Raw genomic sequence first — 15,227 nt, forward strand, 5'->3', positions numbered from 1 at the left:
AAATGGCCAAAAGCAATCTCTCTGCTGTTTATATTCATGAGTAGCCACACTGCTGCTATTCCCTTAAACCAAATAAGCAGCTCCCCATTCCCTGTCACCATTAAAACCGCGCATGGAACCGCGGTTATTCCTACTCACCCGCAACGCGTCATCACTCTAGGCGCAACAACCGAAGATTGGTGCTTGCTCTTAGGCATTGTGCCTATCGCCATTGAAGCTCATTATTGGGGTGGTGACAGCAAAGGTTATCTACCTTGGTTTAAACAAGCCGTCCTAGAACAAGAAAAAGCCTTACCCTCAGTACTCAATAGCTACCCTGAACTCGATATCGAGCATATTTTATCATTAAAACCCGACCTAATTTTAGCGCCACAATCTGGGATCACACTCGAAACGTTTAACCAATTAAACAGTTTTGTTCCTGTTGTTGCTTATCCAGATCAACCTTGGCTTACCCCTATCGATAAGCAAGTTACCCTCATTTCAACGGCTTTAGGAAAAACAGAAGAAGGAGAGGCCCTGCTTGTTCAATTACACCAATACCTTGCTTCACTTGCCGATGCAAACCCTCAATTTAAAGGTAAAAAACTGGCGTATATTAATGCAGGAAGTCGATTCGGTAATCTTGCGTTGTATGTACCTGGCGATCCACGTATCGATTCTCTACTCGCACTCGGCTTTATACAACTTCCTGAAGTCAAAGACATAAAACCAACTCGTGGACATTTCACGGCCAACATTGGTTTAGAGCACTCCGATATATTTAATGATGCCGATCTCATTATTAGTTGGTATGAGTCTGAAAAAAGCAAACAAGCCGTTGAAAAAATCCCGCTTTTCTCACACATCAACGCCGTTAAGCAAGGACGATATCTTGCGATAACCGATCCCTCAATTGTAATGGCGACGTCCTATGGCAGTTTACTCAGTTTGGAATGGGTAATGCCCGCATTTATTCCAAAAATCAAAGAGGTTATGGGTAAATGAATAACGCAGATAACCAATTAACTAGTACACCTGACTTGGCTATTCTCCCTTCTTTAATCAGCAGAAATAAAAAGGTCACTACCACATTAATATTGCTAATTATATTAAGTTTTTCTGCAATTATTTCTGGGCTTCTTTTAGGAACAACAACCCTATCTCCCTTTTATCTACTGCGCTTATTTAGTGAAAATAATCTCAATCACGATACTCTTATTATACAAGCTCGACTCCCACGAGTTCTGATTGGTTTATTGGCTGGAATGTCATTAGCAATGGCAGGCTGCGTCATGCAAGCCTTAACTCGAAACCCTTTAGCTGATCCGGGTTTACTCGGTGTAAATGCGGGAGCGAATGCCTCAATAATAACACTCAGCTTATTATCATTCAGTGCCAACTGGCCTCTTTTTTGGTTAGCGATTCCTGGTGCGTTACTCACGAGCGTGATGGTCTACTTATTGTCACGAGGCCACAATCAATCCCCAACAAGGCTTATCCTATCTGGTGCCGCCATTAGTGCCGTATTAGGTGCTTATGTGCAAGCAAGAGTCATCGTAAACCCATCGCTTTTTAGTGACCTAAAGTATTGGATGTCGGGGTCATTATCAGGACTCCAACTATCTGATATTAATACGATATGGCCTTACTTTATTATCGCTACTGTCATTCTTCTTCTATTAGCTCCTGCTTTAAATTTACTCTCTATCGATAGAAACATTGCGATATCCTTGGGGGCGAATTTACGATGGCAGCCGCAACTAGGTTGGCTTGGCGCTACGATTTTGTGTGCGGCCTCAACCGCCACCGTCGGGTCACTGACTTTTGTTGGTTTAGCATCCGCCCACCTTTCTCGATTTATTGCCCCACAGGATTTTCGCTGGCAATTGCCCATATCGGCACTCATTGGCGGTAACCTTGTTGTTATTGCTGATGTGATCGCCCGAACACTCATGCCTCCGACAGAGCTTATTACTGGCATCGTTGTCGCTATGCTCGGCGCTCCTTTTCTCTACCTCGCAGTGAGAAGAGATCAAATGAAAAAGTCGTCATCAGTAACACCTTGTAAACGACGTCTGAAGAGAAACTCAAATGAAAACTAATTTAGTCTCAACATGGCAGTTAGGGTCAATCGTAATACTGGCCCCAAGCAAAAGGACACTCAACGCCGTAATCATGGCGATGATATTAATCACCCTATCTCTGGTTTTTAGTTTAATGTTAGGCAAGAATGGCATAACACCTGATGATTTTATAACGCTATTTAAAGGTGAAGCGTCCCCATACCAAGATTGGTTGTTTTGGCAATCCAGATTACCAAGGGTTTTGTGTGCCATCGGAGCCGGTGCCGCACTCGGTATTTCTGGGGCAGTATTTCAAACGTTAACTAAAAATCCATTAGGCAGCCCTGACATTATTGGTATAAACGCCGGAGCAAGTGCTGGCGCAGTATTGTGGTTATGGTTTTTGCCGAATCAACCAATAGCTATTGGTGCCTTACTCGGTGCCGTCTCTGTTTTAACAATCATGCTGATCGCATTAGGGAAATCGTGGCAATTATCACGACAACTGGTTCTGCTTGGGATCGCCATCAATGCCTTTGCTGTCGCGACCGTTCAACTCATTTTAACTCTGGTTCAACGAGAACAAGCTCAGCAGCTTTTTGGTTACCTTAGTGGCAGTTTAGCCAACCGAAATTGGCAAGACGTTTCCGTCATCTTCATGACTCTTATTATTTTTGTTCCACTGCTTCTTCTGCTCGCTCGTCGCCTGTCTCTTCTTACCCAAGGTTATGATAGTGCAATCGTGCTAGGAAGCCGCGTCGATACAGCACAATGGCAAGCGCTGCTTCTTGCTTCTGGACTTGCGCTTGGTGCCGTTCTGACTGTTGGGCCAGTTGCCTTTGTTGCTTTAGTCGCTCCGCATCTTGCACGTTTTGGTCACAGCCGATTGGCGCTCTTAAGATCAGCCATTTATGGCAGCCTACTCCTTCTTGTTTCTGACACAATAACCCTCACCCTGCCCGGTTTATTTCGAATGCCAGTAGGCGTACTCACCGCATTGATTGGTGGACTCTATCTCGTGGGTTTATTAAGCCGACAAGTCACCAATAAATAAGGATGGATGAATAAATGCAAAACAATAACGAAATAACCAAAACATTATCGGCTCATCACGTTTCATTAAGCTACAGTGAAGGGCAAATAATCAACCGCATGCAACTGGCTATTCCAGCTAAAAAACTGACAGTGATTCTTGGTCCAAACGGCTGTGGAAAATCGAGCTTACTCAAAATGTTAAGTCGCATAAAACACCCCGATGAAGGGTGCATTCTTTTAGGTGAAGAGAACATTTTAAAAATGAACAGTAAGACACTCGCGCGTCAACTTGCTCTATTAGTTCAAAAGCCCGAATTACCTGAGGGGATAGAGGTTATCGAACTCGTCAGCCGCGGGCGTTACCCACACCAAAAAATGTGGCAGCAATGGTCGCTAGATGATGAAACCGCCGTTCAAGAAGCGTTGATCGCCACAGGGTTAACCGAGTTAATACACCGTCCTGTTGCCAGCTTATCTGGCGGACAACAACAGCAAGTTTGGTTAGCAATGGTACTCGCTCAAAAGAGTAATATCTTAATGCTTGATGAACCAACCTCTTTTCTTGATATACGTGCGCAACTTTTAGTGATGAATTTTTGTCTGTCTCTACGAGATCAAGGAAAAACATTGGTGATGGTGCTGCATGATATTAATCAGGCCTTTAGATACGCCGACAATATCATCATGATGCACAAGGGGAAAATAGTGGCGGAAGGAAAACCTGAAGACCTCGCGAACCCCGACATTATTCACACGATCTATGGGGTAAACACCACCATTATCACCGATCCAGAATCTCAAACCCCCATGATTATCCCCAAAAAAGATCCTTCTATCTAACCACTCTATTCCTTTTCTTAATAAGCCTGCTGGCTGAATTTAGGTAAGCGTGCGGGGAACTACACCTAACAAATAAAATTCATTATGCGTATCTTACGATCTTTCATTTAACGAGAACGTAATTATGCAAAAAGATAAAAAGAGAACACCAGAGCAATGGCACGCTCTATTTGAATCTCAGCAATCTAGCAAGCTTAGTGCCGCTGAATTTTGTCGTAACCATAATATTCTGCCAAAGACATTTAGTGCACGTAAAGCACGATGGAAACAAAAGATTAACGCTTCTACTTTCTTGAAAGTAGAAGCGTTAACATCAACTATCATCGCCACTCCACAATTACCAGATATTCAACTTTCTATCGGAAAATTGCGATTAACATTGCCAGCTAATACTGAACCTCACTGGATAGGACTCTTATTAAAAGGGTATCAATCATGAATGTATTTACTGATGTTTCCACCATTTATCTTCATCGTGATTTTGTCGATTTTCGCAAGGCCATTAATGGCCTTGTCGTGATTGTTGAGCAAGAAATGCAACTATCACCGTTTAGTGATGCTCTATTTATATTTTGCAATAAGCCTCGTGATAAACTCAAAATATTGTATTGGGATAAAACAGGATTCGCTTTATGGTACAAGCGATTAGATGAAGACCGCTTCAAATGGCCACGAAATATAAATAACGATACGTTAGCATTATCAGAGCAGCAACTGACACTGCTATTACAAGGTTTTGATATCTTAGGACATCAACCGGTACATTATCAAACAACCCTTTAAATAGTTGATTCTCAGTCAAGAATAGGAGGCAACCGATTGATTACCTGTATTATCGTTATATAGTCATCTACATGACTGATAAAATAAAACCACTTCCTGATACCATTGACGAGCTGAAAGCACTTGTGCTTCAGCTTGAAAATAAATATAACCGTCTTCTAGAGCAATTTCGGCTGGCTCAACATCAGCGCTTTGGTAAAAGCAGTGAATCTGACTCGACTCAATTTGATTTATTCAATGAAACAGAAGAAGAAATCATCATTGAAAATGATGACACACAAACGATTACCTACACTCGTCAAAAGCCAAAACGCCAACGCTTACCTGAAGACTTACCGCGTACTGTTATTATCCACGACATAAAAGATAAAACTTGTAAGTGTTGCGGTCTAGAGATGCATGCGATGGGTAAAGACATCAGTGAAAAGTTGGAATTTGTACCAGCTAAAGTGGAAGTTATTCAACATGTTCGTCCTAAATATGCTTGCCGAAATTGTGAAAAAAACAATACTTCAGTAGACATTAAACAAGCCCCAATGCCAGCGTCACCAATCCCTAAAGGGATTGCGACCGCAAGTTTACTTGCTCAAATTATTACGGCTAAATTTCAATACAGTCTTCCACTTTATCGTCAAGAAACGTTATTTCAGCAATGGGGTATCATTATTGGACGGCGAACGATGGCGGATTGGTTAATAAAATGCTCGGTACTATTTACCCCTCTTAATAACGAGTTACATCGTATTTTGCTTGAACAACCCACTCTGCATTGTGATGAAACAACGGTAAATGTGTTGGATGTTGAAAAAGCAAAATGTTATATGTGGGTCTACTGCTCTGGCTATGATTCTCCAGGCTCTGGTGTTTTGCCTGGAATTGTACTTTATGATTATCAATCTAGCAGGCATGGCTACCATCCAGTTAACTTTTTAAAAGGTTATAACGGGTATTTACATACCGATGGTTACCAAGGTTATGAACAAACTGAAGCGATTTTAGTTGGCTGTTGGGCACACGCACGTCGACGATTTATTGAGGCTCAACGTGTTCAAGTAAAAGGGAAAACAGGGAGTGCAGATTGGGTATTGAGTAAAATCCAAAAGCTATACCGGATCGAATCGTTATTAAAAGAGGCTTCCCCTGAAGCCAAGTATGTTGCTAGGCAGACAGAAGCCCGCGATTTACTTAAAGAGCTCCGTGATTGGCTTGATAGCGCAGTTAGTCGAGTATCACCTAAAACAAAATTAGGTGAGGCGATTAGCTATACATTAAATCAATGGGATAAATTAGTTCGTTATATTGATGATGGATTGTTATCTATTGATAACAATCGAGCAGAGCGAGCGGTTAAACCGTTTGTTATCGGCCGGAAAAACTGGTTATTTTCGGGTTCAACGGCTGGTGCAGATTCAAGTGCAATGCTTTACAGCATTGTAGAAACAGCAAAGGCAAACGGATTAATCCCTTACGATTATATTAGGTATTGTCTAGATCGTTTATGTGTTGGATCGCCAGATATCGATTCACTTTTACCTTGGAATGTAAAAGACAAGGTGTAGTTCCCCGCACGCTTACCTTATAGAAGCGAAGCGTTCTAGTTTCTTGGCTCTATAACCAAATCCCATCCAATATTCGTCTGCTTATCTGCCTCAATTTCTAACTCTGCTCTTGTCAGCGGATTTTCAGCTAACCATTTGCCATCAATCGACAACGATAAAACATCATCTTTTTCAAATAGAGTCACCATTGGAGCTAAAGAAACATCACGACGATGGGTTAAAATAAGTGCTAAACGGAGGATACGTAACATACGTTGAGCTGATAAATCAGACACCGCATACTGGCTAGGCATTGCAGAGAACTGCTCACGATAACGACGCAGTAATTCACCTAATAAATGTTTTTGAGCACGGGTATAACCAGGTAGATCTAATGCATTGATAAGATAAGAGGCGTGTTCTCCTGCTTTTTTATAATCAATACACATACCAATTTCGTGTAATTGTGTTGCTGTTTTTAATAGAGATAAGGCTTGTGGATCAATGAGCCAATCATGGCCACATTGTGCACTTAACTGTTCAGCGAGGTCAGTGACTTGCTGTGCGTAATCAGCATCAAGTTGATAGCGCTGTTGAATACTAGAAATCGTACGTTGACATACTTCATCATGCTGAAGTGCTGGGATCATTCCGTAGCATAACCCTTCACGAAGAGCGCCACCGGCCAATGTCATTGAATCAATTGATAATAATTCAAAAATAGCAATAAGAATGGATAAACCACTAGGGAACACTAAAGCGCGCTCAAGGGTCAATCCATCAATATCTAATTCTTCTAAATGTTCGTATTGCATCGCTTGTTTTTGAAGGCGCTTAAGCTTGGCTAAGGTAATAACCTCATCCATGCCTTGCGCCAACACAGGTTTGCCAACCTAAGTCAGTGTATTGCTGCAAAATCGGCGCTAAAGTTTCCTTTGCTGCGGAGATTGCCGCCTCAAAATTCACTTTGGTTAATGCACGGTCTTTGAAATAGCCTTCAAGCCAAGTAACACAACCCATTTTGAGGCTTGTGAGTGCTTGTGCTTCAAAACCTTCACCAATAATTAGCTCTGTACTTGCGCCACCGATATCAACGACCAATCGACGTCCGCTTCCACCAGAAGTGTGTGCAACTCCTTGGTAAATTGTACAAGCTTCTTCTTCACCTTCGATCACATTAATGTCATGACCTAAGATCTGATTGGCTTTTTTTAAGAAGATATCCACATTGGTCGCTACACGAAGTGTTGCGGTACCGACAATGCGAATATTTTCTACAGGGATGTCTTGCAAACGTTCTGCAAATAAGTTCAAGCAATCCCACCCACGTTGCATAGCTTCATGGCTGAGTGTGTTGTTTTTATCTAATCCCGTAGCCAAACGAACTTTACGTTTAATTTTGGCCATGGTTTGCACACTACCATTTATATGACGCACAACAAGCATATGGAAGCTATTGGAGCCTAAATCAATGACGGCATACATAGGTGATATTGTTGAACTTTTCATAACATCCTTATTATTCTTTCATCGACCTCTGATTAAGCTTGAGGGCTACGAGGTGGACGTGGGCGTGAATGTTTGCGATTCCCGCTTTGACGTTGACCATTGTTACTGCCGTTACGACGATTTTGTGGTGGACGGCGTTGAAGTCTGATTGGTGCTGGTAAATCTTCCAATAGTGCTGATGTATCGTAATCAGACTGTGGAATTGAATGCTCAATGTATTCTTCAATTGCAGGAAGATTGATTGCGTATTCTTCACAAGCGAAACTAATTGAATTACCGCTTTCACCAGCACGACCAGTACGACCAATACGGTGAACATAATCTTCGGCTTCATTTGGTAAATCAAAATTAAATACATGTGTTACTTGTGGAATGTGTAGACCACGAGCCGCTACGTCGGTAGCAACAAGGATATCGACTTCACCTTTCGTAAATTCTTCTAGGATGCGTTCACGTTTTTTCTGTGGAACATCACCAGTAAGAAGGCCTACGCGGTGTTTATCGGCAGCTAGATGCCCCCAAACTAATTCACATTTGTGTTTAGTATTGGCGAAAATAATTGCACGATCAGGCCATTCTTCTTCGATCAATGTTTGAAGAAGTGCCATTTTGTGATCATTTGAAGGATAGAATAATTCTTCAGTAATCAGGTGACCCGTTTTTTGATCCGGTTCAACAACTACGTGCTCAGGTTCTTGCATGTGTTCAAACGCAAGTTCTTGTACGCGGTAAGATAATGTTGCTGAAAACAGCATATTCAGACGCTCAGCAGGCGCTGGCATACGACGGAATACAAAACGAATATCTTTAATGAAACCCAAATCAAACATGCGATCGGCTTCATCTAAAACAACCACTTGGATTGCTTTAAAGTCAATTTGACCTTGTTTGTAGAAATCGATAATGCGGCCAGTTGTTCCGATTAGGATATCAACACCAGCTTCGATAACTTTTTGTTGCTTCTCATAGCGTTCGCCACCGTAAGCAAGTGCCGCTTTTAAGCCGGTACTTGCGATTAGAGATTCAGCATCGTTATAGATTTGAATCGCTAACTCACGCGTTGGAGCCATAATAATAGCTCGTGGTTGCGTGATTTTACGGCCTTCAGGTGCAGGCGTAGTTAATAGGTGATTAAAAGTAGCAGCAAGGAACGCGAGCGTCTTACCAGTGCCCGTTTGGGCTTGGCCTGCAATGTCTTGGCCGGCGAGCAGTACCGGCAATGCCTTGGCTTGAATTGGGGTACAATTAATGAACCCTTTTGCATTCAAACCATCAAGGACCTGAGGCTCTAAACCTAGGTCGGCAAATTTTTGCTCTGTGATGTGCGTCTTTTTCATTACTATAGAATATCAGTTAAAGCTTGCAATACGAAACGGATTCCATTCAAATAGAGCATCAATTTGCTGGTTACCATGAAATCAGCCTTTAAATTTAACGTTGGAGTTGACGATGAGCGACAAAATTTTGCAGCTTACAGATGACGGTTTTGAAGAAAGTGTTATCAATGCTTCAGGCCCAGTACTAGTAGATTTCTGGGCAGAATGGTGTGGTCCTTGTAAAATGATTGCTCCCATTCTGGATGAGATTGCAGATGAGTACGAAGGCAAATTAACGATTGGTAAATTAAATATCGATCAGAATGCAGGAACACCGCCAAAATTCGGTATCCGTGGCATTCCAACGCTGCTTTTATTTAAAGATGGTGGCGTAGCTGCAACGAAAGTGGGTGCACTTTCTAAAACTCAACTTAAAGAGTTTCTTGATGCAAACCTATAATATAGGGTGCAATTAAGTCAGATAGAACCGCATGTAATGAAAAATTATGTGCGGTTTTGTTTTTCTGAGCTAAGCTAAGCTTAGAAATCAGGGCTAAGCCCTAGACTAAAATGCGAATAAGTGATAATTTATCGGGCGTATTTCATACGATTTCATTTCTTGACCGAGCTCGAAGGTCATCCATTCTTAAATCAACTAAAGATAGAATCTGATTTTGACTAAACAACTACCTACCACTATGAATCTTACTGAACTTAAAAACAGACCAGTGTCTGACCTTGTTGCTCTTGGCGAATCATTAGGCCTAGAAAACCTAGCTCGTCTAAGAAAACAAGACATCATCTTCTCCATCCTTAAGCAACATGCGAAAAGCGGTGAAGACATCTTTGGAGATGGTGTACTTGAGATTCTTCAAGATGGCTTTGGTTTCCTTCGTTCAGCAGATTGTTCTTACTTGGCTGGCCCGGATGACATCTATGTCTCTCCAAGCCAAATTCGTCGCTTTAACTTGCGTACTGGTGATACGATTGGCGGAAAGATTCGTCCACCAAAAGATGGCGAACGTTATTTCGCTCTTCTTAAAGTAAACGCTGTTAATTATGATCGCCCAGATAATGCTCGTAACAAAATCCTTTTTGAAAACCTTACCCCTTTACACGCAAACGATCGTTTACGTATGGAACGTGGTAATGGTTCAACAGAAGATATTACGGCGCGTATTCTTGATTTAGCTTCTCCAATTGGCCGTGGTCAACGTGGTCTGATTGTTGCTCCGCCAAAAGCGGGTAAAACAATGCTACTTCAAAACATCGCTCAAAGTATTGCTCACAACTACCCAGAATGTGAGTTGATGGTTCTACTTATCGATGAACGTCCAGAAGAAGTAACTGAGATGCAACGCCTTGTTAAAGGTGAAGTAATTGCGTCTACGTTTGATGAGCCAGCGTCTCGTCACGTACAAGTTGCTGAAATGGTTATCGAGAAAGCGAAACGTCTTGTAGAGCATAAAAAAGACGTGGTTATCCTATTGGATTCAATTACTCGTCTTGCTCGTGCATACAACACCGTTATTCCATCATCAGGTAAAGTTCTTACTGGTGGTATTGATGCAAACGCATTACACCGCCCTAAACGCTTTTTTGGTGCAGCACGTAACGTTGAAGAAGGTGGCAGTTTAACTATCATTGCAACGGCACTTGTTGATACCGGCTCTAAAATGGATGAAGTTATCTACGAAGAGTTTAAAGGTACGGGTAACATGGAATTGCATTTAAACCGTAAAATTGCGGAAAAACGTATATTCCCAGCGATTGACTTTAATCGTTCTGGTACTCGTCGTGAAGAGTTGCTAACTAAGACTGATGAATTACAGAAAATGTGGATCCTACGTAAGATTGTTCATCCAATGGGTGAAAGTGATGCGATGGAATTCCTAATTGATAAACTATCAATGACAAAAACGAACAATGAGTTCTTTGACGCGATGCGTCGCCAGTAATTGATAATTTAGCCATTAAATGAAAAGCGCTGCCTACTAGGCAGCGCTTTTTTGTTGATTAAATGTTAATTTGATCGCATTATGGTTTGTACTAAACTTGATAAGGATAATTCAGTTTAGTTATTTTTTAAGGAGCTCCCTCTATGCGACAAGGACTGTTAGCATCAATCCTCCTTTCTACTAGTTTGATGGTCGGTGTAGTATCCGCCTCTGAAATTCAGCCTACATTTGCGAAGAGCTTATTGGTTGATGCACAACTAAAAAAGAAAGTGGATGAATTACATCAATACCTTATTGATGGTGACATTATTACACTCAATTTCTCTCTCAATCGTTTGTCTATGCCTCAGCAAGAAGCCGTACGCTTTATGTTGCTCCAACAGATAGAGCAACAGAAACTCATTTTGGATCCAAAAGGAACGATTTGGTTAAGAGCGCAATTAACGAAACACCCAACCTATATGATTAAAGAGCAAGGTGATGGGTATGTTGTGACTAAATTGGCGTTTGATTATTCTAGTATTGCTTCTCGTGTGCTAAACCAAATGTCGAAAGATCAACAAGTCTTAGATTTTATTCTTGCTGCAGAAGAGCACAGCTTAGTACTGTCTGAATGGCTCGTGGGTGAACCCCATGAGGTGCGCGTACGTCAATCCATCGTTTTAGCTGAGTTAGACAGCTTAACCCCTGAAGCGCTTGCCTATTTATCTGGGCAAATAGACGATGGACCGATTTCTGTCTGGTTACCCACCACGGAAATTGTCGTTCGTTTAGCTCCGTTATCGCAAGATCCTGCCGTATATAAAATTTTATGGAAAATGAGAACAGATCAACACAGTATTTCAGAACTAACTCGTTTATCTCGTTTATCTCGTTTATCTCGTTTATCTCGTTTAGCGCCGGACAAGTTTGCAACCGATCAACTGATTGCGGCAACGAGTAATCCTTCACTAAAACAAAGCGCGTTTGCTTCTCTAGCGCAGCTGCATCCTTTGCCTTCAGATGTTGAGCAGTTCTTATTGGCTAAGCTCAGTCATATCCAAGATGGTGGCGCTGTCGCACTTCATTTAGCCAATTATGGGCATGGTTCTTGGCTAGAAAGTTTATTGAATAGTCGCAATAAAGTTCGTAAGCAACACGTAAGATTTGCGTTATCACAACGTTGAGTTTGTTAAGCATTACTCAATAATACGCTTGAAGTAGGTTGGGGATATGCACTTGTTTGGGTATAATCTATTCAAACTTCATGACAGTAGATAGCGATGCAATATAAGGATTTACGCGGTTTTCTCGATCATTTGGAAGCGATCGGGCAGTTAAAACGCATTTCACACCCGATTGACCCTCATTATGAAATGACAGAGATCAGTGATCGTACTTTACGAGCGGGTGGCCCTGCATTGCTGTTTGAAAATCCGATTGGTTATGATATTCCTGTATTGACCAATTTGTTTGGTACTGCGGAGCGTGTGGCAATTGGTATGGGACGTAAAGACGTTCTTGAGCTACGTGAAGTTGGTAAGCTATTAGCGTATTTAAAAGAGCCCGAGCCACCAAAAGGGTTTAAAGATGCGATGGATAAGCTGCCAGTATTCAAACAAGTATTGAATATGCCAACGAAGAACATCCGTAAAGCTGCATGTCAGCAAATTGTTTGGAAAGGCGATGACGTTGATCTTGATAAAATTCCGGTAATGAGTTGTTGGGCTGGCGATGTTGCTCCCTTGCTTACATGGGGGTTAACCGTTACTCGTGGCCCACATAAGAAGCGTCAAAACCTAGGCATTTATCGCCAACAAAAGCTCAGTAAAAATAAAGTTATTATGCGTTGGCTTGCTCATCGTGGTGGTGCATTAGATTTACGTGATTGGATGGAAACGAATCCGGGCGAACCTTTCCCTGTTTCTGTTGCGTTTGGTGCTGATCCAGCGACAATTCTTGGTGCAGTAACTCCGGTTCCTGATACGTTGTCTGAATACGCATTTGCCGGTCTGCTACGTGGCAGTAAAACGGAAGTGACGAAATCGATTAGTAATGATTTAGAAGTACCGGCCAGCGCTGAAATCGTACTGGAAGGTTATATTGATCCAAGCGAATTTGCCGATGAAGGCCCTTATGGTGACCATACTGGTTATTATAATGAAATTGAAAAGCATCATGTATTCACTGTTACCCACATCACTATGCGTAAAGACCCCATTTATCACAGCACCTATACTGGTCGTCCGCCAGATGAACCTGCTGTATTGGGTGTGGCGTTAAACGAAGTCTTTGTGCCGATATTACAAAAGCAGTTTCCTGAGATTATTGACTTCTATTTACCCCCTGAAGGGTGTTCATATCGCATGGCGGTAGTAACAATGAAGAAACAATACCCAGGACATGCTAAACGCGTGATGATGGGTGTGTGGTCTTTCTTACGTCAATTCATGTACACTAAATTTGTTTTGGTGTGCGACGAAGAAGTCAATGCTCGAGATTGGTCAGAAGTGACTGCTGCAATGTCTCAGCATATGGATCCGTTTCGAGACAGTTTGATGATAGAGAATACCCCTATCGATTCTTTAGATTTTGCTTCACCAGTCGTTGGTTTAGGTTCAAAAATGGGCTTAGATATCACTAAAAAATGGGACGCAGAATTAGCACTGTCACCAAATATCGAATCGTCATCAATAGAGAGTGCACATATTGAAGGTAATTTAGCCGAGTTAACAAAGGCCTTCCCTGAAATCATTGATATTTATTTACAGAATGACAATGCCAGTATGGTGATTGTATCTATCAATAAACAGGCTGCGCATAACGGTAAGAGAATCATGGAAGGGGTTTGGTCTCAGTTTGATGAGAACAAGTTTGTTATCGTGTGTGACGGTGATGTCGATGTGAGTAATTGGAATGACATTATTTGGGCTGTGACGACACGAATGGACCCTGCAAGGGATACACTGTTCTTGAAAAATGAAGACAGTCACTCAAAAGTTGGTTTAGACGCGACCAATAAATGGGAAGAAGAATGCCTCCGTGAATGGGGAACACCAATCAAAAAAGATCCTGAAATAGTCGCTAAAATTGACGCTATTTGGGGTGAATTAGGTATCTTTTGAAAAAAATAACCTTATTACCACAGAAAAAAGAATTCGGCATCGAAGAAGGACAAACCATCTTAGATGCGGCATTAGAGGCCGGGATAAACTACCCAAATCGATGCCAAGTAGGCGCATGTGCTATGTGCTTATGTAAAAAGTTAGAAGGGGAAATCGAATACGATTTAGATCCTCTTTTGACTGATAAAGAACAAGAAGAAGGGTGGGTATTTGCGTGTCAGGCAACAGCAAAAAGTGATTTAGTGCTGTTGTTAGAATAAATTCACCCCGTATAATTAGAGTCTAATGCTCAATACTCATAATAATTACAGCGTTATAAATACCATTTTAAAATAGGTATCAGCTGAAAAGGAAAGTCATGCCAATCAATTGCAAAGTAAAGTCTATCGAGCCATTGGCTTGTAATACTTTTCGAATTTTACTTCATCCTGAACAACCAATCGCGTTTAAAGCGGGTCAATATTTGATGGTTGTGATGGGAGAAAAAGACAAACGCCCATTTTCAATCGCAAGTAGCCCGTGTCGCCATGAAGGAGAAATTGAACTTCATATCGGTGCCGCAGAGCAAAATGCTTATGCTAATGAAGTCGTACAGTCGATGAAAGCGGCGCTAGAAAATGGCGGAGACATTCAAATTGATGCACCGCATGGCGAGGCGTGGATCCGTGAAGACAACACTCGTTCAATGTTGTTGATTGCGGGTGGTACGGGTTTCAGTTACGTGCGTTCTATTCTTGATCATTGCATCAGTCAGAATATCGAAAAACCAATTTACCTTTATTGGGGTGGTCGTGATGAGCGTCAGTTGTACGCAAAAGCCGAATTAGAAGCGATTGCGGCAGCACACAGTCATATCACATTTGTTCCCGTTATTGAGCAAGGTGAAGGCTGGACTGGCAAAACAGGCAATGTATTGGAAGCGGTGAAGGAAGATTTTAATTCATTAGCGGAATTGGATATTTACATTGCAGGTCGTTTTGAAATGGCGGGTGCGGCTCGTGAGCAATTTACGACAGAAAAACAAGCGAAGAAAGAACACTTATTTGGCGATGCATTTGCATTTATCTAAGCGCTTTTCCTGAGTAATAAATGAAAATAA

The 15,227-nt window shown here is 41.8% G+C and carries 14 protein-coding genes and 1 pseudogene; 13 read left to right on the forward strand and 2 right to left on the reverse strand.

The genetic code is table 11. The features are described 5' to 3' along the window. Positions 1-36: 36 nt before the first annotated feature. The 7 genes from VSAL_RS00960 to VSAL_RS00990 all read left to right on the forward strand — a co-directional run bounded on the left by VSAL_RS00960 (position 37) and on the right by VSAL_RS00990 (position 6,262). Positions 37-987: an iron-siderophore ABC transporter substrate-binding protein gene (locus VSAL_RS00960; protein WP_012549029.1), complete on the forward strand. Its 951-nt coding sequence runs from the start codon at positions 37-39 to the stop codon at positions 985-987. Continuing rightward, positions 984-2,084 (forward strand): FecCD family ABC transporter permease, encoded by a 1,101-nt coding sequence (locus VSAL_RS00965; RefSeq protein ID WP_012549030.1) that lies wholly within the window; start codon positions 984-986, stop codon positions 2,082-2,084. Before VSAL_RS00960 ends, VSAL_RS00965 begins: the two co-directional genes overlap by 4 nt. A gap of 73 nt (positions 2,085-2,157) precedes the next feature. Beyond that, entirely contained in the window at positions 2,158-3,099 is a 942-nt protein-coding gene (locus VSAL_RS00970; RefSeq protein ID WP_231850865.1) for a FecCD family ABC transporter permease, read from the forward strand. 14 nt (positions 3,100-3,113) lie between these two features. Then, positions 3,114-3,920 (forward strand): ABC transporter ATP-binding protein, encoded by an 807-nt coding sequence (locus tag VSAL_RS00975; RefSeq protein WP_012549032.1) that lies wholly within the window; start codon positions 3,114-3,116, stop codon positions 3,918-3,920. Between the two features lie 124 nt (positions 3,921-4,044). Further along, entirely contained in the window at positions 4,045-4,359 is a 315-nt protein-coding gene (gene tnpA / locus VSAL_RS00980) for an IS66 family insertion sequence element accessory protein TnpA (protein WP_012548925.1), read from the forward strand. Beyond that, entirely contained in the window at positions 4,356-4,703 is a 348-nt protein-coding gene (gene tnpB, locus VSAL_RS00985) for an IS66 family insertion sequence element accessory protein TnpB (RefSeq protein WP_012548924.1), read from the forward strand. Before tnpA ends, tnpB begins: the two co-directional genes overlap by 4 nt. Positions 4,704-4,774: 71 nt before the next feature. After that, positions 4,775-6,262, forward strand: a complete 1,488-nt coding sequence (locus VSAL_RS00990; RefSeq protein WP_012549008.1) for an IS66-like element ISVsa2 family transposase — start codon at positions 4,775-4,777, stop codon at positions 6,260-6,262. Between the two features lie 35 nt (positions 6,263-6,297). On the opposite strand, the pseudogene gppA reads toward VSAL_RS00990, so the two are convergent. Next, positions 6,298-7,750 (reverse strand): annotated as a pseudogene (gppA, locus tag VSAL_RS00995) (guanosine-5'-triphosphate,3'-diphosphate diphosphatase). A gap of 32 nt (positions 7,751-7,782) precedes the next feature. Further along, complete coding sequence (gene rhlB, locus VSAL_RS01000; protein ID WP_012549033.1) at positions 7,783-9,087, reverse strand: ATP-dependent RNA helicase RhlB; 1,305 nt, start codon at positions 9,085-9,087, stop codon at positions 7,783-7,785. A 112-nt stretch (positions 9,088-9,199) separates the two neighbouring features. On the opposite strand from rhlB, the gene trxA reads away from it, so the two are divergent. The 6 genes from trxA to fre all read left to right on the forward strand — a co-directional run bounded on the left by trxA (position 9,200) and on the right by fre (position 15,197). Continuing rightward, positions 9,200-9,526: a thioredoxin TrxA gene (trxA, locus tag VSAL_RS01005; protein WP_012549034.1), complete on the forward strand. Its 327-nt coding sequence runs from the start codon at positions 9,200-9,202 to the stop codon at positions 9,524-9,526. A 238-nt stretch (positions 9,527-9,764) separates the two neighbouring features. Next, complete coding sequence (gene rho, locus VSAL_RS01010) at positions 9,765-11,024, forward strand: transcription termination factor Rho (RefSeq protein WP_012549035.1); 1,260 nt, start codon at positions 9,765-9,767, stop codon at positions 11,022-11,024. Positions 11,025-11,167: 143 nt separating this feature from the next. After that, positions 11,168-12,190, forward strand: a complete 1,023-nt coding sequence (locus VSAL_RS01015; RefSeq protein ID WP_012549036.1) for a hypothetical protein — start codon at positions 11,168-11,170, stop codon at positions 12,188-12,190. Positions 12,191-12,286: 96 nt separating this feature from the next. Next, a complete protein-coding gene (ubiD, locus tag VSAL_RS01020) occupies positions 12,287-14,128 on the forward strand; it encodes a 4-hydroxy-3-polyprenylbenzoate decarboxylase (RefSeq protein ID WP_012549037.1) in 1,842 nt (613 codons plus the stop codon). Next, positions 14,125-14,388, forward strand: a complete 264-nt coding sequence (locus tag VSAL_RS01025) for a 2Fe-2S iron-sulfur cluster-binding protein (protein WP_012549038.1) — start codon at positions 14,125-14,127, stop codon at positions 14,386-14,388. Before ubiD ends, VSAL_RS01025 begins: the two co-directional genes overlap by 4 nt. Before the next feature lie 98 nt (positions 14,389-14,486). Further along, a complete protein-coding gene (gene fre / locus VSAL_RS01030) occupies positions 14,487-15,197 on the forward strand; it encodes an NAD(P)H-flavin reductase (protein ID WP_012549039.1) in 711 nt (236 codons plus the stop codon). Positions 15,198-15,227 lie beyond the last annotated feature (30 nt).

Origin of the sequence: Aliivibrio salmonicida LFI1238 (genome assembly GCF_000196495.1) — a bacterium.
Lineage (GTDB): Bacteria > Pseudomonadota > Gammaproteobacteria > Enterobacterales > Vibrionaceae > Aliivibrio > Aliivibrio salmonicida.

Coding starts and splice junctions, on each gene's coding strand:
- VSAL_RS00960 (WP_012549029.1), top strand. CDS start 37: ATGAGTAGCCACACTGCTGCTATTCCCTTAAACCAAATAAGCAGCTCC.
- VSAL_RS00965 (WP_012549030.1), top strand. CDS start 984: ATGAATAACGCAGATAACCAATTAACTAGTACACCTGACTTGGCTATT.
- VSAL_RS00970 (WP_231850865.1), top strand. CDS start 2,158: ATGGCGATGATATTAATCACCCTATCTCTGGTTTTTAGTTTAATGTTA.
- VSAL_RS00975 (WP_012549032.1), top strand. CDS start 3,114: ATGCAAAACAATAACGAAATAACCAAAACATTATCGGCTCATCACGTT.
- tnpA (WP_012548925.1), top strand. CDS start 4,045: ATGCAAAAAGATAAAAAGAGAACACCAGAGCAATGGCACGCTCTATTT.
- tnpB (WP_012548924.1), top strand. CDS start 4,356: ATGAATGTATTTACTGATGTTTCCACCATTTATCTTCATCGTGATTTT.
- VSAL_RS00990 (WP_012549008.1), top strand. CDS start 4,775: ATGACTGATAAAATAAAACCACTTCCTGATACCATTGACGAGCTGAAA.
- rhlB (WP_012549033.1), bottom strand. CDS start 9,087: ATGAAAAAGACGCACATCACAGAGCAAAAATTTGCCGACCTAGGTTTA.
- trxA (WP_012549034.1), top strand. CDS start 9,200: ATGAGCGACAAAATTTTGCAGCTTACAGATGACGGTTTTGAAGAAAGT.
- rho (WP_012549035.1), top strand. CDS start 9,765: ATGAATCTTACTGAACTTAAAAACAGACCAGTGTCTGACCTTGTTGCT.
- VSAL_RS01015 (WP_012549036.1), top strand. CDS start 11,168: ATGCGACAAGGACTGTTAGCATCAATCCTCCTTTCTACTAGTTTGATG.
- ubiD (WP_012549037.1), top strand. CDS start 12,287: ATGCAATATAAGGATTTACGCGGTTTTCTCGATCATTTGGAAGCGATC.
- fre (WP_012549039.1), top strand. CDS start 14,487: ATGCCAATCAATTGCAAAGTAAAGTCTATCGAGCCATTGGCTTGTAAT.